Source organism: Streptomyces sp. 11x1, assembly GCF_032598905.1.
Classification (GTDB): domain Bacteria; phylum Actinomycetota; class Actinomycetes; order Streptomycetales; family Streptomycetaceae; genus Streptomyces.
The window spans coordinates 10,224,101-10,249,364 of the sequence record NZ_CP122458.1 but is presented as its reverse complement, the minus strand read 5'-3'; the positions used below and the strand labels follow the sequence as shown (position 1 = coordinate 10,249,364).

Here is a 25,264-nt window from a genome sequence, read left to right as displayed (position 1 = left end):
CGTGCCCCGCAGCATCCTCGCCGAAGCCCGATCACGCCCGCGACGCCGGACACGGCCGACCTCGCGGCGCGCCTAGGCCGGTCCGGCGGCCCGTTTCACGCGTACGAGCGACCCCGCGCACCGCCGGCGGGGCCTCCTGGCGCGGCGCAGAGTACGGCACTCCGGGACGGTCCGCCCGCCGGGAGGCGTGGCCCCGGGGGGCCGCCTATGGTGATCCGGGGGTCGTCCCCGGCCGCCCCGGCCGGGCTTCCCTGGAGGCACGCATGCGGTCCACGCACAGACGGCGCCCTCTCACCGGAGCCGCGGTCGCGGTGCTCGCCCTGCTGGGCGCCGGGCTGCCCGCCCTGACGGCGGGCGCCGACGACGACAAGGACGACGCCCGGCCCGACCTGAGCCGCTTCTACGACCAGAAGATCAAGTGGTCGAAGTGTGAGGGCGTGGAGATGCCCCGGGATCTGCGCTGCGGCAAGGTCACCGTGCCGCTCGACTACACCCGGCCCCAGGCGGGCACCCTCGACCTGGCGATGGCCCGCTACCGGGCCACGGGCGACGCACGCGGCTCGCTGCTGCTGAACTTCGGCGGCCCCGGCGGCCCCGGGGTCCCCGAACTCGCCTACAGCGGCGAGAACTTCATGGACCTCACCAAGGGCTACGACGTCGTGACCTTCGACCCGCGCGGTGTCGGCCGCTCCTCCCCGGTCAGCTGCGGCGACGGCACCGACGAGGCCCTGGAGGCCACCGACGGCGGTGAGGACGCCGACGACCCCGGGACCGCGCTCGCGAGGCTGCGGCGGGCCGCCGCCGAGTGCCGCGAGAACTCCGGGCCGGTGCTGCCGCACATAGGCACCCGCAACGCCGCCCGCGACCTCGACGTGATGCGCGCCGCCCTCGGCGACAAGAAGCTCAACTACCTCGGTTTCTCCTACGGCACCCGGCTGGGCGCGGTGTACGCCGCGCAGTTCCCCCAGCGGGTGGGCCGGATGGCGCTCGACGGGGTGGACACCCTGAGCGAGCCGCTGACCGAGCAGGGTCTGGTGGGCGCCCAGGGCCAGCAGAAGGCGCTGGAGGACTACCTCGACGCCTGCACCGAGGAGCTGACGTGCCCGTTCGGGCAGGACGCCCGCTCGGCCCGTGAGCAGGTCGTGGCACTGGTCGACTCGCTGGACGAGCACCCCCTGCCGTCGGACTTCGGGCCGGACTTCACGGGCCAGGATCTTGTGGGCGCCATCGGCCACGCCCTCTACAGCGAACAGCTGTGGCCCATGCTCACCCAGGCGCTGAACATGCTCGTCCACGACGGCGACACGCGCGGCGTCATGGCGCTCACCGGCGGCGGCTTCGCCCCGCCGACCACCCCGTACCGCGTGGCCCCGCCGACCGCCCCGTACCGCGTCGCGGCGCCGGGCCGCCCGCACGAACCCCCCGATCCCACTCCGTCCGCCCCCGCGACCCCGCACGACGGGCTGGTCGACATCGAGGAGATCCCGCTGGACAACCTCCCCGCCGCGCTCATGGCGATCAACTGCGCCGACGACCCCGACCGGCCCTCCGCCAGGAAGCTCACCGACAATCTGCGGGACCTGCGCGCCGCCTACGAGGACGCCTCCCCCGTGTTCGGCCGGTACCGGCTCACCCAGGTGCTGATGTGCTACGGCCGCCCCGCGGGCAGCGACTTCATCCGCGAGGAGGTGCGCGACGTCGACACCCCGAAGATGCTGCTCGTGGGCACCCGGGGCGATCCGGCCACTCCGTACCGCTGGACCGTGGAGACGGCGAAGCGGCTCGGCCCCTCGGCGGTCGTCCTGGACAACAAGGGCAAGGGGCACACCGGCTACGGGTCCTCGAAGTGCGTACACGCGAAGGTCGACGACTTCCTGCTGTTCGGGACGCTGCCCGACGACGGAAGTTCATGCGGAGTCGACGACTGAGCATCGGGCGCGTAACACGGGCCCAATCGGTACAACCCCGGGCGCATCTCGCTCGCCACACTGGGCAGACGTCACGTTTGCGTGTGCCGTACCCGTATGTGACTTAACCTGGGGGAATCCACCGATGCGCACCCGCTCCTTGCTCACCGTCTCCACCGTGGCCACCGCCGGCGCCGCGCTCCTGCTCACCGCCGCCCCTCAGGGGCTCGCCGCCCAGCCCGCCGCGAAGACCCCGGTCTGCAAGTCGAAGGTCCTCAAGCTGGGGGCCAAGCAGGCGAAGGACACGCGGATCGTGCACATCAGCGTCAAGAACACCGGCACCCGCACCTGCACGATCGACCGCCTTCCCGTCGTCACCTTCGGCGACCTCGACGGGGCGGCCCAGCCGGTGCCGTCCGGCGAGAGCGGCCCGTACAAGGTCGGCGCGGGGAAGACGGTGTACGCCGCGGTCCGCACGATCGCCCACCTCAAGGACCCCGAGGCGCGTCGCGTCGGCACGATCACCGTGTCGGCCAACCCCGACCTCTACGGCCGCACGTTCCCCCTGAAGCAGCTGGGCGCCAGCAAGAAGGTGAAGGTCTGGGAGCCGGTGACGACCTGGTGGAAGCCTTCCAAGGCCGCCGCCGACAAGGCGCTGAAGAAGGAAGTGGGCTGACCCACGAGGTCCGACCGGGGGCCTCTCCACCCCAAATGCCCGATACGCGAATCAGTCCTATCGTGAAGGGATGGAGCATGCCCTCAGCCTCGCGACCCTCATCGAACTGCGCCGTCCGCGGCCCTACCCGGCGGTCTCGGTACTGACGCCGACGCACCGCCGAGAGCCCGAGAACGCCCAGGACCCGGTCCGGCTGCGCAATGTCGTGGCCGAGGCCAAGAAGCGGCTGGAGCACGATCCCGCCGTCACCCGGGAGCGGCGCCACGACGTCGTCGAGCAGCTGGACCGGGCGCTGGCCGAGGTGGACCTGACGCACGCCGAGGACGGCCTGGTGATCTTCGCCGCGCCCGGTGAGCACCAGGTCTGGTCGCTGACCCGTCCGGTGCCGGAGCGTGTGGTGCTCTCGGACACCTTCCTCACGCGGAACCTGGTGGCGGCGCAGGCCGCCGAGCGGCCGTTCTGGGTGCTCGCGGTCTCCGCCGACCGGGTCACCCTGTGGAACGGCGGCGGCGACCGTGTCACCGAGGCGCACGTCGGCGGGTTCCCGATGACCAGGGACCGCGACAACTTCGACGCCGAGCGGCAGGAACGGATCGGCGACCAGCCGTCCGCCTACCGCGACGAGGACACCCGGCATTTCCTCCGCGACGCCGACACCGCGCTCGCCCGGATCCTGCGCACCCGGCAGCGCCCCCTCTACGTCACCGGCGAGACGGCGGCACTGTCCCTGCTCGACGAGATCGGCACGGTCACCAGGGACGCCACCCACGTCCCCCACGGCGGTCTCGCGCACGGCACCCCGGAGGCCGTGTGGCAGGCGGTGGGCCCCGTGGTCGCCGACGAGAACCGCAGGAGCGTCGACACCGTGGCGCGGCGACTCGAAGCGGCGCGCGGTCGCAAGACGTTCGCCGCCGGCGTCGACGAGGTCCGTCAGAACGCCCGGCAGGGCCGGATCCAGCTCCTGGCCGTCGAGGAGAACTTCCGGGCGGCCGTGCGCGCGGACGGCGGCAGCGCCGACGGGCATCTCGTGCCGGCCGAGAGCGGCGACCTCGACGTCCGCGAGGACATCGTGGACGAGATCGTCGAGCGCTGTCTGGACACCGGTGCCGAGGTCCGCTTCGTCCCCGACGGCATGCTCGGCGACGCCCGGGGCATCGCGGGCGTCCTGCGCTACTGAGCCACACCCCCGCCCACCGCAGCGCCACCGGGAGGGATGTCAGACACCCCGCAGGAGGGACGTCAGTCCCCGGTCGAGCGCGGGGCCCACCTCCTCGCTCCCGGCGGCGACGACGGTGTAGCTGCGCAGCAGGAAGCGCTGCAGTGCCGCCTTCTCGAACCGGAGCAGCGCCATGCCGTACGAGGAGTGCAGCTCCACCACCGTGCGGAACCGGCCGTTGGGACGGATGTGCACATCGCCGGCGCCCGCGGGGGCGCGCACGCCCTCCGCCAGCAGTCCGCGGGCGAACGTCCAGGTCACCATGGAGCCGTTCAGCGAGATGTCGGCCGGGAAGTCGAGGTGCACGGCCAGCGGATCGTCGGAGGAATAGCGCAGGCTCGCGGGCACCGGGATCTCCCGGTCCTCCTCGGTGACGAGGAGCGCGCGGGCGGGCTGTTCCAGCGTGACGGTCATGAACGGTCTCCGTTTCGGATGAAGCTCTTCCTGCCGAGAGGTTTCGCAGGACGCGACGTCCTGGATTCATCGCTGTGACCCATGTCACTCACGGGCCCGGGGAAGCACTCGCACACATGCCCCTCGAACAGGGGAATGAAAGACAGGTGAGCGCGGTCGACGACCCGTCAAGTCACGTACGATCCCTACGACTTGGGCCCTCGGGACGCTCATCGAACCGCAGTGGGCACCCCCGACCGCGAGGACGGTGGCATATGCCGGAAGCACCACCGTATCGTGTCTTGCCAAATCCCTTACAGCGCGTCCGGGCCTGTGCAACAGTCGTAATCGGCCCTTACGTCAGCGTTGGTCGTACCGTCCCCCATCGGAGTACGTGATGCCGTCCCCTCTCTCTGCGGATCGTCCCGCCGCCCAGCCGCCCCGAAGCGGCACGGTCGACGCGCTCATCTCGCAGACGCGACGGCTGCGGGGCGACGTGGACGCCGTACGACGCGACGCGGCCGCCGACGAAGCCGATCCCGAGATCCGCTGGCAGCGGGCGCTCTACGAGCTGGCCCTGCATCAACTGAGCGATCTCGACGACCACTTGGCGCAGCTGCGGGACGGCCCGGCCCCGCCGCCCGCCCCCGCGGCCACGGCCGGCCTCCCGGTCGCGCCACCCCCGGCCCCCCGGCGCGAGTCGCTGCTCAGCCGCGTCGGCAGCGCCGAGTGGAACCTCCTGACGGACGAGGCGAGCTGGTCCGGTGAGCTGTTCCAGATCCTCGGCCGCGACCCGACCGCCCCGCCGCTCACCCTGGACGAACTGCCGTCGCTGGTCCACGACGAGGACCGTCCGCGGCTGACGGCGATGGTCACGGACTGCCTCATCGACGCCAAACGCATCGACGGGGAGTTCCGGATCGTGCTCCCCGACGGCGGGGTGCGCACCGTGCACATGATGGGCGAGCCCGTGCTCGACGACGACGGCGGTACGGCCTCCATGTGGGCCGTCCTGCGGGACGTCAGCGAACTGCGGCGCAGCCAGCGAGCGGTGAGCGAGACCCGTGACTCGCTGCACCGCGAGCGGCACATCGCGCAGACCGAGCACCGGCTCGCGGTCGAGCTGCAGGAGGCCGTGCTGCCGCCGTGGCGCGGCCCCCTGCGGCTCCCGCAGCGGGGCCCCGAGAGACTGGACCTGGCCGCCCACTACCTGCCCTGCTCGACGAGCGCGCTGATCGGCGGCGACTGGTACGACGCCCTCGAACTGCCGGGCGGCGACAGCCTGTTGAGCGTCGGCGACCTCACCGGTCACGGTGTCACCGTGACCTCGGGCATGGCGATGCTGATCGGCGCACTCCGCGGCATGGCGATGTCGGGAACCGAGCCGGGCCGGCTGATGGCCTGCCTCAATCAGTTACTGGACGCCACCGTGCAGCCGGCGCTCGGCAGCGCGGCCTGTTGCCGCTACCGGCCGGCGACCCGCACCCTCGTCTGGGCACAGGCCGGGCACCCCGCCCCGCTGCTGTTCCGCGACGGGACGGGGCGCGTGCTGCCCCCGCCGGACGGAGTCCTGCTCGGAGCGACCTCCGGAGCCGTCTACGGGCAGGCCGAAGTCACGCTCGAACAGGGCGATCTGCTGCTCCTGCACACCGATGGACTGGTCCCCCGGCGGGACGGAGAGGCAGCCGTCCAGCGGCTGTTGGACCTGGCCCCCCGGTTCGGCGAGGCACGTACGGCCCAGGAATGTGTCCGGACGGTGGTGGAGGAGTTCGGCGAGAGGGAGCGTACGGACGACGCGTGCGTGCTCGTCGCCCGGGTCAGCTCCTGAGGAACGGGCCACTCACCCGCACGCCGCCCCTCACCCTCGCACCGGGAGGTGATGCCTCACGCCGGGGCGATGTCGCCCCTGTTCTTCGGCAGTGAGGCCCTCGGCTGGGGCTTGGGCAGGGAGAGCTGGATCTCCTCCCGCAGATCCTGGATCTTCGGATAGCCGGCGTACTGACCGGTGAGCCGGTACATCTCACGCAGCCGGTCCCAGGTGCGGTGCGAGGAGTTGGAGCCCATCGACGCCAGCGCCAGACGCGCGTACCCGCTCGCCTGCTCCGGGTCGTCGCCGATGAAGCAGGCCGAGGCCATCGACAGGTAGTCGAAGATCTGCGACCTCCCCTGGGCGTTCGTCCTGAGGTCCAACGCCTTCTCCGCGTAGTGCCGGGCGTGCTGCGCCGCTGCCGGTTCGTGCTCCGCGAGGGTGCGGTAGGCCAGGGCCTGCATGCCGTACAGATCGGCCTCGTTGAACATCTGCATCCAGCTCGGCGGCGGCACGTCCCCACGGTCGGAGACGAACAGGTCCTCGGCCTGGCCCAGGGTGCGGCGCATGGCCTGGCCCTTCCCCAGCGATGCCTGCGCCCAGGCCTCGACGGTGTGGAGCATGGCCTTGGTGCGGGGCAGGACCTGGTCGCCGGACCCGGACTGGGCGAGTTTCATGATGTCCAGTGCCTCGTCGGGTTTCCCGAGGTGCACCAGTTGTCGGGCCGCCCGGGAGAGGGCCTCGCCGGCGCGGGGCCGGTCACCGCCCTCCCTCGCGGCGTGGGCAGCGATGATGAAGTACTTCTGGGCGGTGGGTTCGAGGCCGATGTCGTGCGACATCCAGCCGGCGAGGACGGCGAGGTTGGCGGCGACGCCCCACAGGCGCCGCTGGAGGTGTTCGGGGTGACGGTAGGAGAGCATGCCTCCCACCTCGTTGAGCTGTCCCACGACAGCCTTGCGTTGCAGCCCGCCGCCGCGGGCCGCGTCCCAGGCCCGGAACACCTCGACCGAGCGCTCCAGTTCCTCGATCTCCTGCGACCCGATGGGGGCGGCCTCGTAACGGTCGAACCCAGCGGGGTCGGCGTGCAGGGAGTTGTCGAGGTCGGGGGCGTCGGCCGCGAGGGCCGGATCGGTGTGCAGCCAGTCGTGCATGGCGCTGCTGAGTGCGGATCCCGCGGTGAGCGCGACGCCCGCACCCACCAAGCCGCGTCGGTTGAGCATGAGGTCCATTCCCGTGAATTCGGTGAGGACCGCGGCAGTCCGTTCGGGCGCCCACGGCACGCCGTCGGGATGTTCCACATTCCCGCCGCCCTGCCGTTTCCCCGTACGCCCGTGCCGGACCAGACCGAGGTCCTCGATGGTCACGACACGGCCGAGACGCTCGGTGAACAGCGCCGCCAGCACCCGTGGCACGGGATCGCGCGGGATCTCTCCCATGTCGATCCACCGCCGTACCCGTGAGGTGTCGGTCGCCAGCTGGGGGTGGCCCATGGCCGCCGCCTGCCGGTTGACCAGCCTCGCGAGCTCTCCCTTCGACCAGCCGGCCAGGCCGAACAGGTCTGCGAGTCGGGTGTTGGGTTGTCCGCTCACGTCAAGCCCCCAGGTTCTCGGCTGAGTTGAATGTAGCCCGCTGTCAGTTGCTCGGGGACTATTCGCCAGGCTTCGCCAGGGTGCGCTACATGGTGTGCCAGGGCCCATCCGGTGTCAGGTAGGAAAGCGCCACCCCGACCCGGTCGCCCCGACGGGCACTCCCCAGGGTGTCCCCGGTACGGCCGGGGCGGGTGGCACGTGACCTGCCGGCACACGAAGGGATCTGTCCTCCCCCATGTACGCAGCATCGTCCTCCGTGTCCGCTCCTCCCCGGTCGCTGCACCCCCGTCAGCCGGGCAGCGGCGGCCCCTACCTCGACCCCACGCGTACGGCGGCCCCGGTGCTCGGCGGCCGGGCGCGGCGCGTGCCCGGGCTCGGCACCCAACCGCTCAGCGGGAGACTCGACTTGTCCGGCCCTCAGGGCGCGCAGCTGCGCACGGCGATCGCCTCGGTGCACCGCATCTGTCCGGAGTTCACTCCGGTCCAGGTGCTGCGCCGCAGCGGCCGCTCGGTGCTGCTCGTCGGTACCACCGGGCGAAGTACGGCCGTCGCCAAGTGTTTACTGGATCATTCCTCCATCTGGGAGGACCGGCTCCGGCACGAAATAGCCGCATACCGCTCGTTCGTCCGGCACCGCCCCCCCGTGCGGGCGCCGAGGCTGATCGCGGCGGACCCGGACAACTGCACCTTGGTCATCGAGCGGATGCCGGGCCGGGTGGCGGCCCTGCAACGGCACCCGGTGGAGGCGCCGCCGCGCGCCGACATCCGGGCGGCGCTCGGCGCGATCTGCCGGCTGAACGCGTGGCGACCGCCGGTGGGGACGTTCGACGCCCCGCTGGACTACGCGGAGCGGATCTCCCGCTTCCATGAGCTGGGCCTGCTCACCGACCGGGACATGGGCGATCTGCAGAAGCTGCTGCACGGCATCGCGCACGCGTCCGGCCGTCAGGGCATGGGCCAGTTCTGTCACGGCGACGCCCTCCTGTCGAACATCCTGCTCTCACCGGCCGGTCCAGTGCTGGTGGACTGGGAGCACGCGGGCTGGTACCTGCCGGGGTACGACCTGGCGACGCTGTGGGCGGTGCTCGGGGACGCACCGGTGGCACGGCGGCAGATCAGCCAGCTGGCGCAGTCGGCGGGCCCGGCATCCCGGGACGCGTTCCTGGTGAACCTGATGCTCGTACTGACCCGTGAGATCCGTACCTACGAGACAGCCGTGCAGCGTTCGATGCACGACTCGACCCCGGCGGCACCGGGTCAGGCCCACCCGGCTGCTGCGCCGTCCGGCGAGGAACAGCGGCTGCTGCTCAGGCGGCTGCACGACGACTGCCAGCTGGCCCGCAAGGCCGTACGGGCGGCGGTCGGCACTCGCTGAGGGGATACGAAGGTCCGCGGTGTGCCGGCGCAAGGGCCGCACCGCGGGCCTTCGTCATGACCCGGGGGTGGTCGTGCGCCCGGCAATCACCGGGGAAGCGGCCTTCTGGGGGCATGATTGACGGATCGTCGGCCGACCGATAGCACGGAAGCGCTCCTCCGCACGCGGGCCTCGCCCACGGGAGGAGCCTTTGGTCTGCCACTCCGCCAACGCCCCACCGTTAGAGGAGGCCCGCCTTGCGAGGATCCCCCACCGACCGCAGGCCCACCCCCCGTCCCAGACGTGTCCGCCGAGCGGCGCTCGCCACGGCTCCCGCCGTCCTGCTGCTGCCCCTGCTGGGCGCGGCCCCGCCGGAGAGCGGTTTCTCGGCCTCCGGCGGTCTGCAGGGCGCGTTCACCGCCGCGGCCGAGAGGTACGGCGTACCGCGCAGCGTCCTGCTCGGCGTCTCGTATCTCCAGTCCCGTTGGGACGAGCACGGCGGCGCGCCCAGCGTGACCGGCGGCTACGGGCCCATGCATCTCACCGACGCGCGCACGGCCCTGGCCGAGGCCCCGCACCACGGCGAGGGCACGGAGGACGCGCGCGGCGACGAGTCGCGCCCGCTGACCGTGCCGGAGGCGAAACTGCCGCAGCCCGCCGAACTCCCGGCCCGGCTACGGACGTTGACGAGGGCGGCCGAGCTGACCGGCCTGCCCGCGCGGAAGCTGCGCACGGACGCCGAGGCGAACGTGGCGGGCGGTGCAGCGCTGCTCGCCGCCGCCCAGCGGCAGCTCGGCGCGGAACCGAGCGCCGATCCCGCGGACTGGTACGGGGCGGTGGCGCGCTTCTCGGGGGCCGACGACCGGGCCACGGCGGCGGCGTACGCGAACGAGGTGTTCGCGGTCATCCGTGCCGGCGCGGAGCGCGTCACGGACGCCGGTCAGCGGGTGGCCCTGGCGGCCGACCCGGACCTCGCGCCCGACACCGGGCAGCTGTCCCGGTCCGGACTGCGCGCGGCGGCCGCCGGGGCGGAGTGCCCGACCACGGTGGCCTGTGAGTGGATCCCGGCGCCGTACCAGGAGTTCGGCGACAACGACTACGGCAACCACGACCTGGCCGACCGGCCGAACTCCCAGCCCATCCGGTACATCGTCGTCCACGACACCGAGGGCTACTGGGACACCACTCTGGAACTGGTCCAGGACCCGACGTACGTGTCGTGGCAGTATTCGCTGCGCTCCACGGACGGGCACATCGCGCAGCACATCAAGCACAAGGACGTGGCCTGGCACGCCGGCAACTGGTACGTCAACGCGGGCTCGATCGGTCTGGAGCACGAGGGGTTCCTCGCCTCGCCGGACGCCTGGTACACGGAGGCGATGTACCGGTCGTCGGCGCGGCTGGTGAGGTACCTGGCCGACAGATACGGCATCCCGTTGGACCGGCAGCACATCCTGGGCCATGACACCGTGCCGGGTCCGACGACGGCGACGATCCCGGGGATGCACACCGACCCGGGTCCGTACTGGGACTGGCGGCACTACTTCGAGCTGCTGGGCAAGCCGCTCGGAGCGACGTCCGGCGCCGACAGCACCATGGTCACGATCCTCCCGGACTACGCCGCCAACCGGCCCGTGTTCACCGGCTGCGGGTCCGGCGGCGCGACCTGCGCGGTGCACGGCTCCAGCGCCGTACGCCTCTACAGCCGCCCCGACGTGACCTCACCCCTGATCAAGGACATCGGGCTGCGGCCGGACGGCAGCGGTTCGACGACCAATGTGAACGACCTCGGGTCCCGGGTCTCCACCGGGCAGCAGTACGCGGTGGCGGAGCGGCAGGGCGACTGGACGGCGATCTGGTTCCTGGGGCAGAAGGCCTGGTTCCAGAACCCGCCGGGCAAGCCGACGGCGGTCGGCGCCACCGGGCTGGTCGTGACGCCCCGGGACGGCCTGGCGGACATCCCGGTGTACGGCCGCGCCTACCCGGAGGCGTCCGCCTATCCGGCGGGGGTGCCCGCGCAGGCGGTGTCCCCGTGGCCGTACAAGCTCCTCAAGGGGCAGAAGTACGTCACCGGGGGCCTGGTGCCGGGCGAGTACTACTACGCCGTCACCTTCGACACGAGCGGACACCGGGTCGTGGTCGGCAAGGACCTCTACTACGAGATCCAGTTCGGCCACCGGGTGGCGTTCGTCAAGGCGGCGGATGTGCGGGTACTGCCGGCCGGGTGAGCGGCGGGACGCCCGTAGGCCCTGTCGTCGCATTCCCGCCTGCCCCGCGACGCCATGCACGCGCTCTCGACGCACCGGGCACCGACCCGAGTACGTCCGGTACCCGGGTCAGTGCCCGGCACGCCGAGAGCACGCTCCCCCGGTCTCGGCTGCGCTCGACCGGGAGGTACCCCCACGACGCCGCCAGGCCGCCCTTCGGGCGACGACGGGAATGTGACGACAGGGCCTAGGAGACCGCTGAAGATCTTGCTCTGGCCGCCCGACTCACCCTGGATTGCCGGTAAATGTCAATCGCCATCAAGCAGGGCAAGCCGGGCGCATTTTCAAGATCTTCAGGACGCTTCTAGGGCACGAAGAAGGGCCGGGTGCGTACCCGGCCCTTTCTCGTCCTCGTCCTCACCGGGTCGCGACCCGGCCGGGCGTCGTACGTCGTGCGCGCTCTCAGCCCTGCTGGAACAGCTCCGCCGGGAGCGGCTTGAGCAGCGCGTAGAGGTCGTCGGTGATGGGGCGGTCCCAGGCGGCGATGGTCACCAGGACGTTGTCGCTGCGGTCGAACTGGACGCAGGAGATCCGGGACTCGGAGAGCTTGAGGCGGCGGACGATCAGCAGGTTGTCGCCCTGCATCACCGGGATGTCCTCGGAACCGACGACGGTGATGTCCTCCTCGTTCTCCAGGGCGACCAGCAGCTGGGCGACCTCGAAGGGGATCTCGCCGTCGGCGACCTCGCGCGCCGGGGAGCCCTCCGGGAGGTTGCCGATGATCATCGCGGGGCCACGGCCGCCGTAGAGGTCGTAGCGCAGGAAGACGCCCTGGCAGCTGCCGTCGGGGGCGGGCAGCAGACCGGCACCGAGATTGCCCGGCCAGTCGCCCGGATCCATGGCCAGTACGTCGAAATCGGGCCCGGCGGGAGTGGCGCTGCGGCGGCGGAGGAAGGACATGCCGTAATGGTACGGCGTGTCGTCCCAGGGTGGAGCCGAGGGAGCGCCGGGGAGGGCGATCCCGGCTGGTCAGGCCGAGGTCTTCCTGTGGCGGTCGTGGTGGCGGGCCACCCGGGCCCGGTTGCCGCAGGCGGGTTTGCACCACTCCTGGCGGGGGTGCTCCTTGAGGAAGTAGCGCACGCAGCGCGGTGCGTGACAGGCGCGCAGCCGTTGTCGTTCGGGGCTCGCGAGGAAGGCGAGCGCGGCGCGGGCGAGGGCGGCGGTGAGCGGGTCCTCGCCGGTGGCGGGCCGGTGGTGCACGACGGGGTCGACACCGGGGCCCCAGGCTAGGACCGGGACGGTCGGGGTGAGGGCGGCGGCCTCGTTGAGACGCGCCAGGGCCTCGGGGACGGGCAGCAGACGGGTGGCGTCGGCTGGGCTGGGCTCGCCGGGGGCGACGGCGCGGGCGAAGAGGGCGCGGACGGCGGCGCGGAGGTCGCGTACGGAGGTGAGCGTGGCCTCGTCGACGTCCGGGCCGAAGGCCGCCGGGAGGTCGTCCGTGTGGGCGCGGACCCAGGTGGCGAGTCCCATGACATCGGTCAGGTCGTCGGCGACACCGCCGCTGCCGTCGTGGCGGACGGTGAGGGCGAGGTCCAGGGCGAGCCGCGCGTCCCCGCTGATCGAGTACTCCATGCCGCTAATGATAAGGGAGCCCACATCCATTAGTTCTTGTCGGTGACGCGCGCGGAGAATGCGGAGAATTCCGGGCACCCGCATTCCCTCGCGCTTCCGCGTGAATTGTGGACAATTGCCGATGAATTTTGACACGGTTGGGGCGGAGCGGCCCGTAACTCGAACACGCGGCCGATTCATTCTGGGGGTTCGCTCATGCCACCCGTACGGCTCGCACCGGACGTCGCCGCCTTCTACACCGTGCAGAGCGCGTTCACCGACCCCGGCGACCTCGCCCCGCTGTACGCCGGCCTCCCGCGGGACCCGGCCCGACTCGCCCGCGTGGCACGGGATCTGATGATCCATCGGGGCGAAGGCGGGACGTTCGGCCACACCGTGGCGCGGGAGCGGCTGCACGACGACGCCGAGACACGCTACCTCGACGACATCCTGCGGCTCATCGTCGAACGGAACGACGCGCCCCTGTCGCACCGCCGTGAGCCCGGGGACCGGTTCGTCGGTGTGTGCCGCGACTTCTCGCTGCTGCACTGCTCGCTCCTGCGGCACTTCGGCGTGCCGGCCCGGCTGCGCTCGGGCTTCGCCACGTACTTCGGGCAGAACGGATTCCACTGCGACCATGTGGTCACCGAGTACTGGGACCCGGCGCGGGGCTGGCTGCTGGCCGACGCACAGCTGGCCGAGCCGCTGGTCGCCGACGAGTGGAGGATCGGCTTCGACCCGATGGACGTACCGCGCGACCGCTTCCTGGTGGCGGGCAAGGCGTGGCGGGCCGTCCGGGCGGGTGAGGCGGACGCCCGGACGTTCGGCCTGCACCCGCCGGAGGACGGGTCGCTGAACGGGGAGTGGTTCGTGGCCGGGAACGTCCGGCTCGATCTCGCGGCGCTGAACAAGGTCGAGACACTGCTGTGGGACATCTGGGGCACCGAGACGGAGGCCGGGCAAGAGCTCGTCGCCCCGGCCCGCGAACTGTACGACGAGGTCGCCCCGGTGGTGGGCGACGAGGTGCGCTTCGCCGCGGCGCGCGAGCTGTTCGCGGAACGCGAGGGGCTGCGGACACCGCGGACCGTGCTGTCGCTGGCGCCCTACAACGGCCCGCGCGAGGTCACCCTGCGCTGACCCCGCCGTGGGCTGGGCGGCCTGACCGCCCACCCCACGGCGCGTACGGCCGCTCAGGTCAGGTCGAACTCGCCCTCACGGGCCCCCGACACGAAGGCGCCCCATTCCGCGGGGGTGAAGATCAGCGAGGGGCTCTCGGGGCTGCCGCTGTTGCGCATGGCGATGAAACCCTCGACAAAGGCGATCTGGACATCTCCCCGCCCCTGGCTGCTCGACCGCCAGTCCGCGTTGCTCAGGTCCAGTTCCGCCGGCTTGTGCCAGCCATCGAGGGATCGCTGCTGCATGGTGGTCTCGGCCACGTCCGTGCTCCTCCCGGTTCGTCGTCCGCCCGCCAGACTAGCGATCGGCCCGCACCGCGCACAGGCCGTGCGAGCGGAAGGTTCAGGAGGCGGGCGGCTCGGCGCCCACGAGCCACATCGAGAAGAACTGCGAACCGCCGCCGTAGGCGTGCCCCAGGACCCGCCGGGCGCCCTCGACCTGGTGTTCTCCGGCGAGACCCCGCACCTGGAGCGCGGCCTCGGCGAACCGGATCATGCCGGAGGCACCGATGGGGTTGGTGGAGAGGACCCCACCGGACATGTCGACCGGAAGGTCCCCGTCCAGCTCGGTGACCCCGGACTCCGTGAGCTTCCAGCCCTCCCCCTCGGCGGCGAAACCCAGGTTCTCCAGCCACATCGGCTCGTACCAGGAGAACGGCACGTACATCTCCACCGCGTCGATCTCGCGGCGCGGATCGGCGATACCCGCCTGCCGGTACACGTCCGCCGCGCAGTCCCGCCCCGCGCGCGGCGACACGCTGTCCTTGCCCGCGAACAGGGTGGGTTCGCTGCGCATCGCGCCGCCGTGCATCCACGCGGCGGGCCGGGGCGCGCGCGCCGCGCCCGCCCGGTCGGTGAGGACCATCGCCACGGCCCCGTCGGAGGACGGGCAGGTCTCCGAGTAGCGGATCGGGTCCCACAGCATGGGCGAGGCCTGCACCTTCTCCAACGTGATGTCGTGCTCGTGGAGATGGGCGTACGGGTTCTTCAGCGCGTTGCGGCGGTTCTTGTACGCGACCAGGGAACCGACGGTCTCGGGGGCACCGCTGCGGCGCATGTACGCGCGCACGTGCGGGGCGAAGAAGCCGCCCGCGCCCGCGAGCAGCGGCTGCTGGAACGGGATCGGCAGGGACAGCCCCCACATGGCGTTGGATTCGGACTGTTTCTCGAAGGCGAGGGTCAGCACCGTGCCGTGGACACGGGCCGCGACCAGGCTGGCGGCGACCAGTGCGGTCGAGCCGCCGACCGAGCCGGCCGTGTGCACCCGCATCATGGGCTTGCCCACCGCGCCGAGCGCGTCCGCGAGGTACAGCTCGGGCATCATGACGCCCTCGAAGAAGTCGGGCGCCTTGCCGATGACGACGGCCTCGATGTCGGCCCAGCCCAACTCGGCGTCGTGCAGGGCCCGTCGGGCGGCCTCGCGGACGAGTCCGGCGATCGACACGTCCCGGCGCGCCGCCACGTGCTTGGTCTGGCCGACGCCTACGACGGCCACGGGCTCCTTGCTCATCGGGGATCCCCTTCGAGTACGGCGACCAGGTTCTGTTGGAGACACGGGCCGGAGGTGGCGTGCGCGAGCGCCCGGTCGGACTCGCCCCGGTGGATGCGGGCGGCGGCCTCGCCGATCCGGATGAGCCCGGCGGCCATGATCGGGTTGGCGGCCAGCGCCCCGCCCGACGGGTTGACGCGCACGGTCTCGTCGAGCCCGAGGGCCCTGCGCAGGACGACCTCCTGGGAGCTGAACGGCGCGTGCAACTCGGCGGTGTCGACGGGCCGTTCGTAGGCCCCGGCCCGCTCGGCGGCGAGCCGGGCGGACGGTGAGTCGGTCAGGTCGCGCACGCCGAGGCCGTGGGCCTCGATGCGGTGGTCGATGCCCCGGATCCAGGCGGGCCGCTCGCACAGTTCCCTGGCTCGCTCCCCCACCGCGAGGACCACTGCGGCGGCCCCGTCGCCGATGGGCGGGCAGTCCCCGGTGCGCAGCGGCCGTACGAGGTAATCGCCCTGGGACACCGAACCCCTCAGCTGGGCATGGGAGTTGGCGGTCGCGTCCGCGCGACTGCGCGCCCCGACCGCCGCCAGGGCCGGTTCGTCCGTGGCACCCGCGTCGATGAGGGCCTGGGCCTGGAGGGCGGCCAGGGCGACGGGGTCGGGCCACAGCGGGGCCAGGTAGTACGGGTCCAGCTGCCGGGTGAGGACGTCCCGTACGGAGCCCGGCGAGGACTTGCCGTAGGAGTAGACGAGCGCGGTGTCGGCGTCCCCCGTGCGGAGTTTCACCCAGGCCTCGTAGAGCGCCCACGCCCCGTCCATCTCGACGTGCGACTCGGAGATCGGCGGCCAGGCGCCCACTCCGTCGAGGGCGAGGGTGAAGGAGAAGGCGCGGCCGGCGAGGTAGTCGCTGGATCCGGAGCAGGTGAAGCCGATGTCGGCGGCCTTCAACCCGGTCCGCTCCAGGACCTGGTGGAGCACCGGCATGAGCATCTCCACCTCGGAGACCTCGTCGGTGGTGCGCCGGTGGTCGGTCTGCGCGAAGGCGACGACGGCGATGTCACGGGCTCCCGGGGCTTCTTCGCGCGTCATAGCAGCTCCTTGTACATGTCGTAGTCCGCGTCGGGTTCGCCGGTGGGCCGGTAGTGGTCGGGGTAGCGGGCCCCTTGCGTCCACACCGGCTCCACGCGCAGCCCCATGCGCACCTGGTCGTAGGGGATGCCGGCGATCCGGCCGTGCAGGGCGAGCCCGGCGCCGTCGAGGGCTATGTGGGCGTAGACGTACGGGACTTCGATGTCCAGGTTCTTCGCCTTGATGTTGACGATGCAGAAGGTGGTGACCGTGCCGCCGGGGCCGACCTCGACGCGCTCCCGCGTGGCGACCCCGCAGGTCGGGCAGGCGCCGCGGGGCGGGACGTACACCTTGCGGCAGGTCGGGCATCGCTCGCCGACGATGCGCCGGTCGCCGAGGGCCTCGATGTAGCCGGTCTGGGCGCGTCCCGGCGAGTAGGTGTAGTCGAGGCGGGCGGCGGCGACGATGCCCGTGATCGCCTCCTCGAACTCACCGCTGTGCCCTGCCGGTTCGACCGATTCGCCGTCGTACGGTTCGAAGCAGGCGATGTCCGTGATGGCACCGGACCGCTCCTCGGCCCACCGCACCCTGACCCGCATACCGGTGCGGACGGTGTCCGGGCCGGGCGCGTCGAGGGCGTGCAGCAGGGCCGTGTCGGCGCCGTCGAGTTTCACCAACACCCAGGCGAAGGGGGTGTCGAGGGGCTGCCCGCGACGGGGGTCGTGGTTCCAGGCCCAGGTGGTGACGGTTCCGGTGGGGGCGACCTCGACGAGGTCCCGGATCTCCTCGGCGGTGACGGGGTCGTACTCGACGGGCGGCACCAGCACCTTGCCGTCGACCGTGCGTACACCGAGGACAACCCGCTCCCGCAGCCCGGTGAGAAAGGCGCTCTGCACGGGGCCGACGGACCGGGTGAACGGAAACTCGACGGTGAGGGGGGCCTTGAGGATCGCGGACATCGGGGCTTGCCTCCTTCGAAAGGGGAGCGGCAGGAGCGCCCCCGAGGGGCGCGGGGAACCGCGCGACCAGCCACGACGGACCCGCGGCCGACACACGACCTGAGCAGTACGTCTACGCCCGCTTGTAAACAGGGGGCCTCTTCTCGGCGAAGGCACGAGCCCCCTCCTTCGCGTCGGCCGTGTCGAAGACCGGCCACCCCCGCTTCAACTCGGCGGCCAGCCCCTCCGCCTCGGTCATCTCGGCCGTCTCGTACACGGACGCCTTCACCGCCTCCACGGCCAGCGGCCCGCACGCGTTGATCTGTTCGGCGATCTCCAGGGCTTTGGTCAGGGCTGTACCGTCGGCCACGACGTGCCCGACGAGACCGATCCCGGCGGCCTCGTGCGCGCTGTAGGGCCGGCCGGTGAGCAGCATCTCCAACGCGTGCGTACGGGGGATCTGCCGCTGGAGGCGGACCGTGGAACCGCCGATCGGGAAGAGCCCGCGCCGGACCTCGAAGAGGCCGAACGTCGCCGACTCCCCCGCGACGCGGATGTCCGTGCCCTGGAGGATCTCCGTGCCGCCGGCGACACAGTGTCCCTCGACCGCGGCGATGACCGGTTTGCGCGGCCGGTGGTGACGCAGCATCGCCTTCCAGTGCAGGTCGGGGTCGGCCTTGAGCCGGTCCCGGTACTGCTGGCCCTCCATGCCCTTGCCCGCGAGGGCCTTCAGGTCCATCCCGGCGCAGAAGGCACCGCCGGCTCCCGTGAGGACGATCGAGCGGACCTCCTCGTCCTCGTCGGCCTGGACCCAGCCGTCGTACAGGCCGACCAGCATCGGCAGCGAGAGCGCGTTCTTGGCCTCGGGCCTGTTGAGCGTGAGCACCAGTGTGGCGCCTTCGCGTCGCACGGTGAGGTGTTCGGTGCCGCCCATCCGGTGTCCTCCGTCCACAGGAAACGAGAACAGGTTGCAGGAGCCGGGTCGGCACTTCAAGGGTTTTCTGACAGGCAGTCAGATTTCTGTGCGGGGACTCTTCACAGTTGTGCCGCCCTTTGCTCTGATGACCGGCAACCGAGGGCAGCGGGGTCAGGAGGAGTGCGGTGGAGTACAACCTTGCCGACCTGTTCGAGTCGGTCGTCGACGTGGTCCCCGACCGGGCGGCGCTCGCGTACCTCGACATCCCCGGTACGGGCGCGGAACGCCGGCTGACCTACGCCGAACTGGACGCGGCGGCGAACCGGATCGGCCACCATCTGCTCGACGGCGGGATACGGCCCGGCGAGCATGTCGGCCTGCACCTCTACAACGGCGTCGAGTACCTGCAGACCGCGCTCGGCTGCCTCAAGGCGCGGATCGTGCCGGTCAACGTCAACTACCGCTATGTGGAAGAGGAGTTGGTCTACCTCTACCGCGACGCGGACCTGGCCGGGCTGGTATTCGAGGCGGAGTTCACGGGGCGGGTGGCGGCCGCGCTCCCGCGGACGGAGAAGCTGCGGCACCTGGTGCGGGTGGGGACCCTCGCGCCGGACGCGCCGGCCCTCGACGCCGTCGCCTTCACCGAGGCGGAGGCCACCGCGTCCGACGGGCGGGGCTTCCCGGCCCGCTCGGGCGACGACCAGTTCATCATCTACACCGGCGGCACCACGGGCATGCCCAAGGGGGTGATGTGGCGTCAGGAGGATCTGTTCTTCTCGGGGTTGGGCGGCGGCGCGCCGACCGGGGAGCCGGTGAAGTCTCCGGAGGAGCTGGCCGAGCGGGTGGCTGCAGGGGGCGACGGGATCACGTTCTTCCCCACGGCTCCGCTGATGCACGGGACGTCCACGCTCACCGCGTTCATCGGGTTCAACTTCGGCCAACGGGTCGTGATACACCGCAAGTTCGTGCCCGAGGAGGTCCTGCGCACCATCGAGCGGGAGAAGGTCACCAGTGTGTCCCTGGTGGGCGACGCGATGCTGCGGCCGCTGATCGACGCGCTCGGCGGGCCGCTGAAGGGCACCGACTGCTCGTCGCTGTTCAGCGTGTCGTCCTCCGGGGCGATCATGTCCGAGACGGTCCGGCGGCAGTTCCAGGCCCTGGTGCCGAACGCGATGCTGCTGAACAACTTCGGCTCGTCGGAGTCCGGTTTCAACGGAACGGCCACACAGGACGCGGGCGCGGGCAACGGGTTCCGCATCCGCGTGCACTCCCGTACGCAGGTCGTGGACCCGGCGACGTACGAGCCGGTCCCGGTCGGTGTGCCCGGCCGGGTGGCGCAGCGGGGCCATGTCCCCCTCGGCTACTACAACGACCCTCGGAAGACCGCCGAGACCTTCTTCGAGCGGGACGGCGAGCGCTGGGTACTTCTCGGCGACATGGCGACCGTCGACGAGGAGGGTGTCGTCACGGTCCTCGGCCGGGGGTCGCAGTGCATCAACACCGGTGGCGAGAAGGTGTATCCGGAGGAGGTCGAGCAGGCGCTAAAAGCCCATCCCGACGTCTACGACGCGCTGGTCGCCGGGGTGCCGGACGTCCGGTGGGGCAACCATGTGGCCGCCGTGGTGCAGCTGCGCGAGGGGGCCGCCCGGCCGTCGCTGGAGGACATCCAGACCCACTGCCGCACCCGCCTCGCCGGCTACAAGATCCCCCGCCAGCTGGTCCTCACCGACGCCATCCAGCGCTCCCCCAGCGGCAAGGCGGACTACCGCTGGGCGCGCTCGGTGGCGGTGGCGGCGGACGCGTGAGCCGGCCACCGGGGCCGCGTCCGGTCAGGGGCGCGTGAAACGGTCGCGGAGCTCGCGCTTGAGGATCTTTCCGCTGGCGTTGCGCGGTAGTTCGTTCACGAAGAAGACCCGCTTCGGTGCCTTGAAGTGGGGGAGCCTCTCGCGGGCGTGGGCGATCAGTTCCTCCTCGGTCGCCTCGCCCCGGGGGACGACGACCGCCGCGACGGCCTCGATCCAGTGGTCGTCGGGCAGGCCGATGACCGCGACCTCGGCCACCCGGTCGTGGGTGTAGAGCGCGTCCTCGACCTGGCGGGAGGCGATCAGAACGCCACCGGAGTTGATGACGTCCTTCACCCGGTCGACGACCGTGAAGAACCCGTGGGCGTCGCGCACCGCGAGGTCCCCGGAGTGGAACCAGCCGTCGCGGAAGGCCTCGGCGGTCTCCTCCGGCTTCTCCCAGTAGCCCTCGCAGAGTTGGGGCGACTGGTAGACGATCTCGCCGGGAGAGCCGTCGGGCACCTCCTCACCGTCCTCGTCGACGACCTTCGCCTCGACGAACATGACGGGACGCCCGCAGGAGTCCATCCGGCCCTTGTGCTCGTAGGGACCGAGGACCATGGACAGCGGGCCGATCTCGCTCTGTCCGAAGCAGTTGTGGAAGGCCAGCTTCGGCAGACGCTCCCTGAGGCGTTCCAGGACGGGCACCGGCATGATCGAGGCCCCGTAGTAGGCCTTGCGCAGCCCGCCGAGGTCGCGGGTGTCGAAGTCCGGGCGGTTCGCGAGGGCGATCCACACCGTGGGCGGGGCGAACAGGCTGTCGGCGCGGCCCTCCTCCACCAGGTCCAGGATCCGGTCGCCGTCGGGCCCGTCGAGGATCGTGTTGGTGGCCCCGACCGCGAGATACGGCAGCAGGAACACATGCATCTGCGCCGAGTGGTAGAGCGGCAGGGAGTGCAGAGGCAGGTCGCCCGCCTGGAGGTCCAGGGCGGCGATCGCGCTGAGGTACTCGTGCACCAGGGCGCGGTGCGTCATCATCGCGCCCTTGGGGAGCGCGGTGGTGCCCGAGGTGTAGAGGAGCTGGACGAGGTCCTCGGCGCGGGGCTCCTCCCCGTCGTACGGCTCGGTGGTCGCGAGGCGGGCGAGGAGCGAGTCGTCGGCGTCCCGCAGCGCCAGGGTGCGGGGGCCGTCGGGGAGGTGGCCGGCCAGGTCCGGGTCGGTGAGGACGAGGGTGCTGCCCGACTGGTCGAGGATGTAGGAGAGGTCGTCACCGGTGAGGTTCTGGTTGACCGGGACGTGCACCAGGCCGGCTCGGGCGGCGCCCAGGAAGGCGATCAGGTAGGCGTCCGAGTTGTGGCCGTAGGCGGCGACCCGGTCGCCCGGTGCGAGGCCGGTGTCGCGCAGGGCACGGGCGGCGCGGGAGACGGCGTCGTCCAGTTCGGCGTAGGTCCAGGACCGTTCGCAGTAGTGGATCGCGGTGCGGGCCGGGGTCCGCCGGGCGCTGCGCCGCAGCGTCCCGTCGACCGTCACGCTGCGGCCAGCCGTCATGTCCCGCTCTCCTTCGTCCAGGTCCTGCCGCGATCCTCGTTCCGTCGCGCGAGCCAGGTCAAGCGCATCGGCCCCGTGGCCGGTGTCCGGCGCACATGGCGGGAAGTCGCTCAACCCCGGCCTTCGAACGGCGAGTCACCTTGAGGGAAGATCCATCACCCGTATGGACTACGCAGACACGTGTCGACCTGCTCAACCCTCTCTTCCTCCGACGACGTTGGGAGTCGCCATGCGCACCCGTCTGAGACAGCTGCTGATCTCGGCCGTCGCCCTCTTCACCGCCTCGGCCGTACTGCCCTCGGCCACCGCCGCCACCGACGACGGACGGGCCGGTGGGCCACGGGCGTCCCACGGCGGTCTGTCCGCCGTGATCCGCTACACCGAGTACGGCATACCGCACATCGTCGCGAAGGACTACGCGAACCTGGGATTCGGCACCGGCTGGGCGCAGGCCGCCGACCAGGTGTGCGTGCTCGCCGACGGCTTCGTGACCGTGCGGGGGCAGCGCTCCCGCCACTTCGGGCCCGACGCCGCCCCCGACTTCTCGCTCTCCTCCGCCTCCAGGAACCTCACGAGCGACCTGTACTTCCGGGGTGTCCGGGACGCCGGCACCGTACGACGGCTGCTGGAGCGGCCCGAGCCGCTGGGGCCGAGCCGCGCGGTGAAGGAGCTGATGCGGGGCTGGGCGGCCGGCTACAACGCGTGGCTGAGGAAGAACCGGATCACCGACCCCGCGTGCAAGGGTGCCGCCTGGGTGCGGCCGGTCTCCACGCTCGACGTGTTCTCGCGGGCGTACGCCCTGGCTGTGCTCGGCGGCGAGGGACGGCTCGTGGACACCATCGCAACCGCCCAGCCGCCCGCCTCCGGCACCGCGGACGAGAGCGCCGCCGCTCCGGACGCGAAGACCGCCGCCCGCGCGGCGAGCGAGCTGTTCGACGCGGCGAACGCCGACATGGGGTCGAACGCCGTCGCCTTCGGCGGTGGCACCACGGCGAACGGCCGGGGCCTGCTGCTGGGCAACCCGCACTACCCCTGGGCCGGCGGGCGCCGCTTCTGGCAGGCGCAACAGACGATCCCCGGTGAGCTGAACGTCTCGGGCGGGGCGCTGCTCGGCTCGCCGATCACCCAGATCGGGTTCAACGCGAAGGTGGCGTGGAGCCACACCGTGGCCACCGGCGTCCCCATGAACGTCCACCAGCTGACGCTGGACCCGGCCGACCCGACCGTGTACCTGGTGGACGGCGAGCCGCAGCGGATGACGAAACGGACCGTCACCGTCGGGGTGAAGGACGGCTCCCCGGTCACCCGCACCCAGTGGTGGACGCGGTACGGCCCGGTCGTCGCCTCGCTCGGCGCCGACCTTCCGCTGCCCTGGACGGCCGGTACCGCGTACACCGTGAACGACCCCAACGCGGCGAACGTCCGCTTCACCGACACCTCGCTGGGCTTCGCCAAGGCGCGAGGCACGGCGGACGTGTTGAAATCCCTCGCCCGCCACCAGGGCCTGCCGTGGGTGAACACCGTCGCGGCCGACTCCGCGGGGCACACCCTCTTCACCCAGTCGCAGACCCTCCCCCGGATCACCGACGACCTCGCGGCCCGCTGCTCGACCCCGCTGGGCAGGGCCACCTATCCGTCGGCGGGCGTGGCGATTCTGGACGGCTCCCGCTCGGACTGCGCGCTCGGCAGCGACGCGGACGCGGTGCAGCCGGGCATCTTCGGGCCCGCGAGGATGCCGACGCTGAAGGACGCACCGTACGCGGAGAACTCCAACGACAGCGCGTGGCTGGCCAACGCGGACCAGCCGCTGACGGGATACGAGCGGGTCTTCGGCAATGTCGGCACCCAGCGGTCGCTACGGACCCGCGGCGCGATCGAGGACGTGTCGGCCATGGCCGACAAGGGCGGCCTGACCGTGCGCGACCTGCAACGGCAGCAGTTCGCCAACCGGGTGCCGGCGGCCGATCTCGCGGCCGACGACATGGCCCGTGCCTGTGCCGCGCTGCCGGGCGGGACGGCGACGGCCGGTGACGGCGAGGAGGTGGACGTGTCCGAGGCGTGCCGGGTGCTGCGGACCTGGGACCGGACCGTCGACGGCGACAGCCGGGGCGCGCTGCTCTTCGACCGCTTCTGGCAGCGGCTGAACGCCACGGTGCCGCGCCCGCAGTTGTGGAAGGTGCCGTTCTCGGCGGCGGACCCGGTCAACACCCCGAACACGCTCAACACCGACGCGCCCGGCTTCGAGACGGCCCTGGCGGGGACGTTGACGGAACTGCGGGCGGCGGGCGTCGCGTTGGACGCGAAGCTCGGCGACCACCAGTTCGTCGTACGGAACGGATCGCGCATCCCGGTGTCCGGCGGCACGGAGTCGCTGGGCGTGTGGAACAAGATCGAGTCGGCGTGGCGCGGGGCCGAGGGCGGCTACGCGGAGGTCTCGTCGGGTTCCAGCCACATCCAGGCGGTCGGCTGGGACGGCGGCCGCTGCCCGGTGGCCCGCACGCTGCTGACGTACTCGCAGTCGTCGAACCCGAATTCACCCCACTACCTGGACCAGACGCGGCTGTTCTCGGCGGAGAAGTGGGTGCCCTCCCGGTACTGCGAGAAGGACATTCTGTCCTCGCCGAAGCTGAAGGTGGTGCATGTGAGCCAATGAGCGAGGGGGTGTGGTGCCGCCCCGCTCGGGGCGGCACCATTCTTCTGACAGCACCATGCCATTGGCATATCACCCTTCCTCTTGAGGAGGCCCCTCGGTGGCGCAGGACTCGTTACGTCCGGAGACGGACTCGACGACCATGATCGACACGTCGGTGCCGCACTCGGCCCGGATCTGGAACTACTGGCTGGGCGGCAAGGACAACTACCCGGTCGACCACGCGGCGGGCGACGCCTTCCGCGCGGTGTTCCCCGGCATCACCGATCTCGCCCGCGACTCGCGGGCGTTCCTCGGCCGGGCGGTCACCTTCCTCGCCGGCGAGGCGGGGATACGTCAGTTCCTGGACATCGGCACCGGGCTGCCGACCGCGGACAACACGCACGAGATCGCGCAGCGGACCGCCCCGGACGCGCGGGTCGTCTACGTGGACAACGACCCGCTGGTGCTGACGCACGCCCGGGCGCTCCTCACCAGCACGCCCGAGGGGGCGACCGACTACGTCGACTCCGATCTGCACGACCCCGAGACCGTGTTGCGGGAGGCCGCGAAGACGCTCGATCTCTCCCGGCCGGTCGGGCTGACGATGATGCAGGTCAGCGGGCACATCGCCGACTACGCCGAGGCGCGTGCCATCATCGGCGCCCTGATGGGCGCGCTGCCGCCCGGGAGTTGGTTCGCGTTCAACGACAGCGTGGACACGCACAAGGCGAACGCCGAGGCCACCCGCCGCTACAACGAGAGCGGCGCGGTTCCCTACTTCCTGCGGAGCCCGGCCGAACTGGCCGGTTTCTTCGACGGGTTGGAGCTGCTGGCACCGGGGGTCGTCCCGCTGAACGACTGGCGCCCCGGCCCGGCGACCCCGGTCCACGGCGAGGTCATCGCACTGGGCGGGGTCGCGCGCAAGCCGTGACGGGACCTCGATGCCGACGCCGATGCC

At 71.6% G+C, this 25,264-nt stretch carries 20 protein-coding genes; 10 read left to right on the top strand and 10 right to left on the bottom strand.

Annotation, left to right across the window (positions count from 1 at the left end):
• Positions 1 to 263 precede the first annotated feature (263 nt).
• From P8T65_RS45090 to P8T65_RS45080, 3 genes are all read left to right on the top strand, one after another.
• On the top strand, positions 264 to 1,928 hold the full coding sequence (locus tag P8T65_RS45090; RefSeq protein WP_316731213.1) for an alpha/beta hydrolase: 1,665 nt from the start codon (positions 264 to 266) through the stop codon (positions 1,926 to 1,928).
• Positions 1,929 to 2,052: 124 nt separating this feature from the next.
• Positions 2,053 to 2,583 carry a DUF4232 domain-containing protein gene (locus tag P8T65_RS45085; protein WP_316731212.1) on the top strand — a complete coding sequence of 177 codons (531 nt, stop codon included), beginning with the start codon at positions 2,053 to 2,055 and terminating at the stop codon, positions 2,581 to 2,583.
• Positions 2,584 to 2,653: 70 nt separating this feature from the next.
• Positions 2,654 to 3,760, top strand: coding sequence for a chemotaxis protein (locus tag P8T65_RS45080; protein WP_316731211.1), 1,107 nt, complete (start codon positions 2,654 to 2,656; stop codon positions 3,758 to 3,760).
• 39 nt (positions 3,761 to 3,799) lie between these two features.
• Here P8T65_RS45080 and P8T65_RS45075 read toward each other — a convergent pair whose 3' ends face one another.
• Entirely contained in the window at positions 3,800 to 4,213 is a 414-nt protein-coding gene (locus P8T65_RS45075; RefSeq protein ID WP_316731210.1) for an SsgA family sporulation/cell division regulator, read from the bottom strand.
• 376 nt (positions 4,214 to 4,589) lie between these two features.
• Between P8T65_RS45075 and P8T65_RS45070 the strand changes: the two genes are divergently transcribed.
• Complete coding sequence (locus P8T65_RS45070) at positions 4,590 to 6,020, top strand: SpoIIE family protein phosphatase (RefSeq protein ID WP_316731209.1); 1,431 nt, start codon at positions 4,590 to 4,592, stop codon at positions 6,018 to 6,020.
• 56 nt (positions 6,021 to 6,076) lie between these two features.
• On the opposite strand, the gene P8T65_RS45065 is transcribed toward P8T65_RS45070, so the two are convergent.
• On the bottom strand, positions 6,077 to 7,588 hold the full coding sequence (locus tag P8T65_RS45065) for a hypothetical protein (RefSeq protein ID WP_316731208.1): 1,512 nt from the start codon (positions 7,586 to 7,588) through the stop codon (positions 6,077 to 6,079).
• A gap of 235 nt (positions 7,589 to 7,823) precedes the next feature.
• On the opposite strand from P8T65_RS45065, the gene P8T65_RS45060 reads away from it, so the two are divergent.
• Positions 7,824 to 8,963, top strand: a complete 1,140-nt coding sequence (locus P8T65_RS45060) for an aminoglycoside phosphotransferase family protein (protein ID WP_316731207.1) — start codon at positions 7,824 to 7,826, stop codon at positions 8,961 to 8,963.
• A gap of 236 nt (positions 8,964 to 9,199) precedes the next feature.
• Positions 9,200 to 11,170 (top strand): N-acetylmuramoyl-L-alanine amidase, encoded by a 1,971-nt coding sequence (locus tag P8T65_RS45055; protein ID WP_316731206.1) that lies wholly within the window; start codon positions 9,200 to 9,202, stop codon positions 11,168 to 11,170.
• Positions 11,171 to 11,611: 441 nt separating this feature from the next.
• On the opposite strand, the gene P8T65_RS45050 is transcribed toward P8T65_RS45055, so the two are convergent.
• Positions 11,612 to 12,109: a hypothetical protein gene (locus tag P8T65_RS45050; RefSeq protein ID WP_215452222.1), complete on the bottom strand. Its 498-nt coding sequence runs from the start codon at positions 12,107 to 12,109 to the stop codon at positions 11,612 to 11,614.
• Positions 12,110 to 12,178: 69 nt separating this feature from the next.
• Positions 12,179 to 12,781 (bottom strand): CGNR zinc finger domain-containing protein, encoded by a 603-nt coding sequence (locus P8T65_RS45045; RefSeq protein WP_316731205.1) that lies wholly within the window; start codon positions 12,779 to 12,781, stop codon positions 12,179 to 12,181.
• A 195-nt stretch (positions 12,782 to 12,976) separates the two neighbouring features.
• Between P8T65_RS45045 and P8T65_RS45040 the strand changes: the two genes are divergently transcribed.
• Positions 12,977 to 13,897: a transglutaminase-like domain-containing protein gene (locus P8T65_RS45040; protein ID WP_316731204.1), complete on the top strand. Its 921-nt coding sequence runs from the start codon at positions 12,977 to 12,979 to the stop codon at positions 13,895 to 13,897.
• A gap of 53 nt (positions 13,898 to 13,950) precedes the next feature.
• Here the strand turns inward: P8T65_RS45040 and P8T65_RS45035 are convergent, their stop codons facing one another.
• The 5 genes from P8T65_RS45035 to P8T65_RS45015 form a co-directional block, all read right to left on the bottom strand.
• Positions 13,951 to 14,196 (bottom strand): DUF397 domain-containing protein, encoded by a 246-nt coding sequence (locus P8T65_RS45035; RefSeq protein ID WP_033526253.1) that lies wholly within the window; start codon positions 14,194 to 14,196, stop codon positions 13,951 to 13,953.
• 82 nt (positions 14,197 to 14,278) lie between these two features.
• Positions 14,279 to 15,445: a thiolase domain-containing protein gene (locus P8T65_RS45030; protein ID WP_316731203.1), complete on the bottom strand. Its 1,167-nt coding sequence runs from the start codon at positions 15,443 to 15,445 to the stop codon at positions 14,279 to 14,281.
• The gene (locus P8T65_RS45025; protein ID WP_316731202.1) at positions 15,442 to 16,512 is read right to left on the bottom strand and encodes a thiolase domain-containing protein; all 1,071 of its coding nucleotides are present in this window, start codon (positions 16,510 to 16,512) and stop codon (positions 15,442 to 15,444) included. Before P8T65_RS45025 ends, P8T65_RS45030 begins: the two co-directional genes overlap by 4 nt.
• The gene (locus P8T65_RS45020) at positions 16,509 to 17,450 is read right to left on the bottom strand and encodes an OB-fold domain-containing protein (protein ID WP_316731201.1); all 942 of its coding nucleotides are present in this window, start codon (positions 17,448 to 17,450) and stop codon (positions 16,509 to 16,511) included. Before P8T65_RS45020 ends, P8T65_RS45025 begins: the two co-directional genes overlap by 4 nt.
• Before the next feature lie 112 nt (positions 17,451 to 17,562).
• Positions 17,563 to 18,363 carry a crotonase/enoyl-CoA hydratase family protein gene (locus tag P8T65_RS45015; RefSeq protein ID WP_316731200.1) on the bottom strand — a complete coding sequence of 267 codons (801 nt, stop codon included), beginning with the start codon at positions 18,361 to 18,363 and terminating at the stop codon, positions 17,563 to 17,565.
• Positions 18,364 to 18,530: 167 nt separating this feature from the next.
• Between P8T65_RS45015 and P8T65_RS45010 the strand changes: the two genes are divergently transcribed.
• Positions 18,531 to 20,150 carry an acyl-CoA synthetase gene (locus P8T65_RS45010; protein ID WP_316731199.1) on the top strand — a complete coding sequence of 540 codons (1,620 nt, stop codon included), beginning with the start codon at positions 18,531 to 18,533 and terminating at the stop codon, positions 20,148 to 20,150.
• Between the two features lie 24 nt (positions 20,151 to 20,174).
• On the opposite strand, the gene P8T65_RS45005 is transcribed toward P8T65_RS45010, so the two are convergent.
• Positions 20,175 to 21,674, bottom strand: a complete 1,500-nt coding sequence (locus P8T65_RS45005) for an acyl-CoA synthetase (RefSeq protein WP_316731198.1) — start codon at positions 21,672 to 21,674, stop codon at positions 20,175 to 20,177.
• Between the two features lie 229 nt (positions 21,675 to 21,903).
• Here P8T65_RS45005 and P8T65_RS45000 point away from each other — a divergent pair, with 229 nt between their 5' ends.
• Entirely contained in the window at positions 21,904 to 24,327 is a 2,424-nt protein-coding gene (locus tag P8T65_RS45000; RefSeq protein WP_316731197.1) for a penicillin acylase family protein, read from the top strand.
• A gap of 97 nt (positions 24,328 to 24,424) precedes the next feature.
• A complete protein-coding gene (locus P8T65_RS44995) occupies positions 24,425 to 25,237 on the top strand; it encodes an SAM-dependent methyltransferase (protein ID WP_399102767.1) in 813 nt (270 codons plus the stop codon).
• The last annotated feature ends 27 nt before the right edge of the window (positions 25,238 to 25,264 follow it).

Excerpts from the sequence above, each read along its gene's own strand:
- P8T65_RS45030 (WP_316731203.1), bottom strand. The coding sequence starts at position 15,445 with ATGAGCAAGGAGCCCGTGGCCGTCGTAGGCGTCGGCCAGACCAAGCAC.
- P8T65_RS45090 (WP_316731213.1), top strand. The coding sequence starts at position 264 with ATGCGGTCCACGCACAGACGGCGCCCTCTCACCGGAGCCGCGGTCGCG.
- P8T65_RS45045 (WP_316731205.1), bottom strand. The coding sequence starts at position 12,781 with ATGGAGTACTCGATCAGCGGGGACGCGCGGCTCGCCCTGGACCTCGCC.
- P8T65_RS45015 (WP_316731200.1), bottom strand. The coding sequence starts at position 18,363 with ATGGGCGGCACCGAACACCTCACCGTGCGACGCGAAGGCGCCACACTG.
- P8T65_RS45000 (WP_316731197.1), top strand. The coding sequence starts at position 21,904 with ATGCGCACCCGTCTGAGACAGCTGCTGATCTCGGCCGTCGCCCTCTTC.
- P8T65_RS45020 (WP_316731201.1), bottom strand. The coding sequence starts at position 17,450 with ATGTCCGCGATCCTCAAGGCCCCCCTCACCGTCGAGTTTCCGTTCACC.
- P8T65_RS45025 (WP_316731202.1), bottom strand. The coding sequence starts at position 16,512 with ATGACGCGCGAAGAAGCCCCGGGAGCCCGTGACATCGCCGTCGTCGCC.
- P8T65_RS45050 (WP_215452222.1), bottom strand. The coding sequence starts at position 12,109 with ATGTCCTTCCTCCGCCGCCGCAGCGCCACTCCCGCCGGGCCCGATTTC.
- P8T65_RS45085 (WP_316731212.1), top strand. The coding sequence starts at position 2,053 with ATGCGCACCCGCTCCTTGCTCACCGTCTCCACCGTGGCCACCGCCGGC.
- P8T65_RS45005 (WP_316731198.1), bottom strand. The coding sequence starts at position 21,674 with ATGACGGCTGGCCGCAGCGTGACGGTCGACGGGACGCTGCGGCGCAGC.
- P8T65_RS45070 (WP_316731209.1), top strand. The coding sequence starts at position 4,590 with ATGCCGTCCCCTCTCTCTGCGGATCGTCCCGCCGCCCAGCCGCCCCGA.
- P8T65_RS45075 (WP_316731210.1), bottom strand. The coding sequence starts at position 4,213 with ATGACCGTCACGCTGGAACAGCCCGCCCGCGCGCTCCTCGTCACCGAG.
- P8T65_RS45080 (WP_316731211.1), top strand. The coding sequence starts at position 2,654 with ATGGAGCATGCCCTCAGCCTCGCGACCCTCATCGAACTGCGCCGTCCG.
- P8T65_RS45060 (WP_316731207.1), top strand. The coding sequence starts at position 7,824 with ATGTACGCAGCATCGTCCTCCGTGTCCGCTCCTCCCCGGTCGCTGCAC.
- P8T65_RS45040 (WP_316731204.1), top strand. The coding sequence starts at position 12,977 with ATGCCACCCGTACGGCTCGCACCGGACGTCGCCGCCTTCTACACCGTG.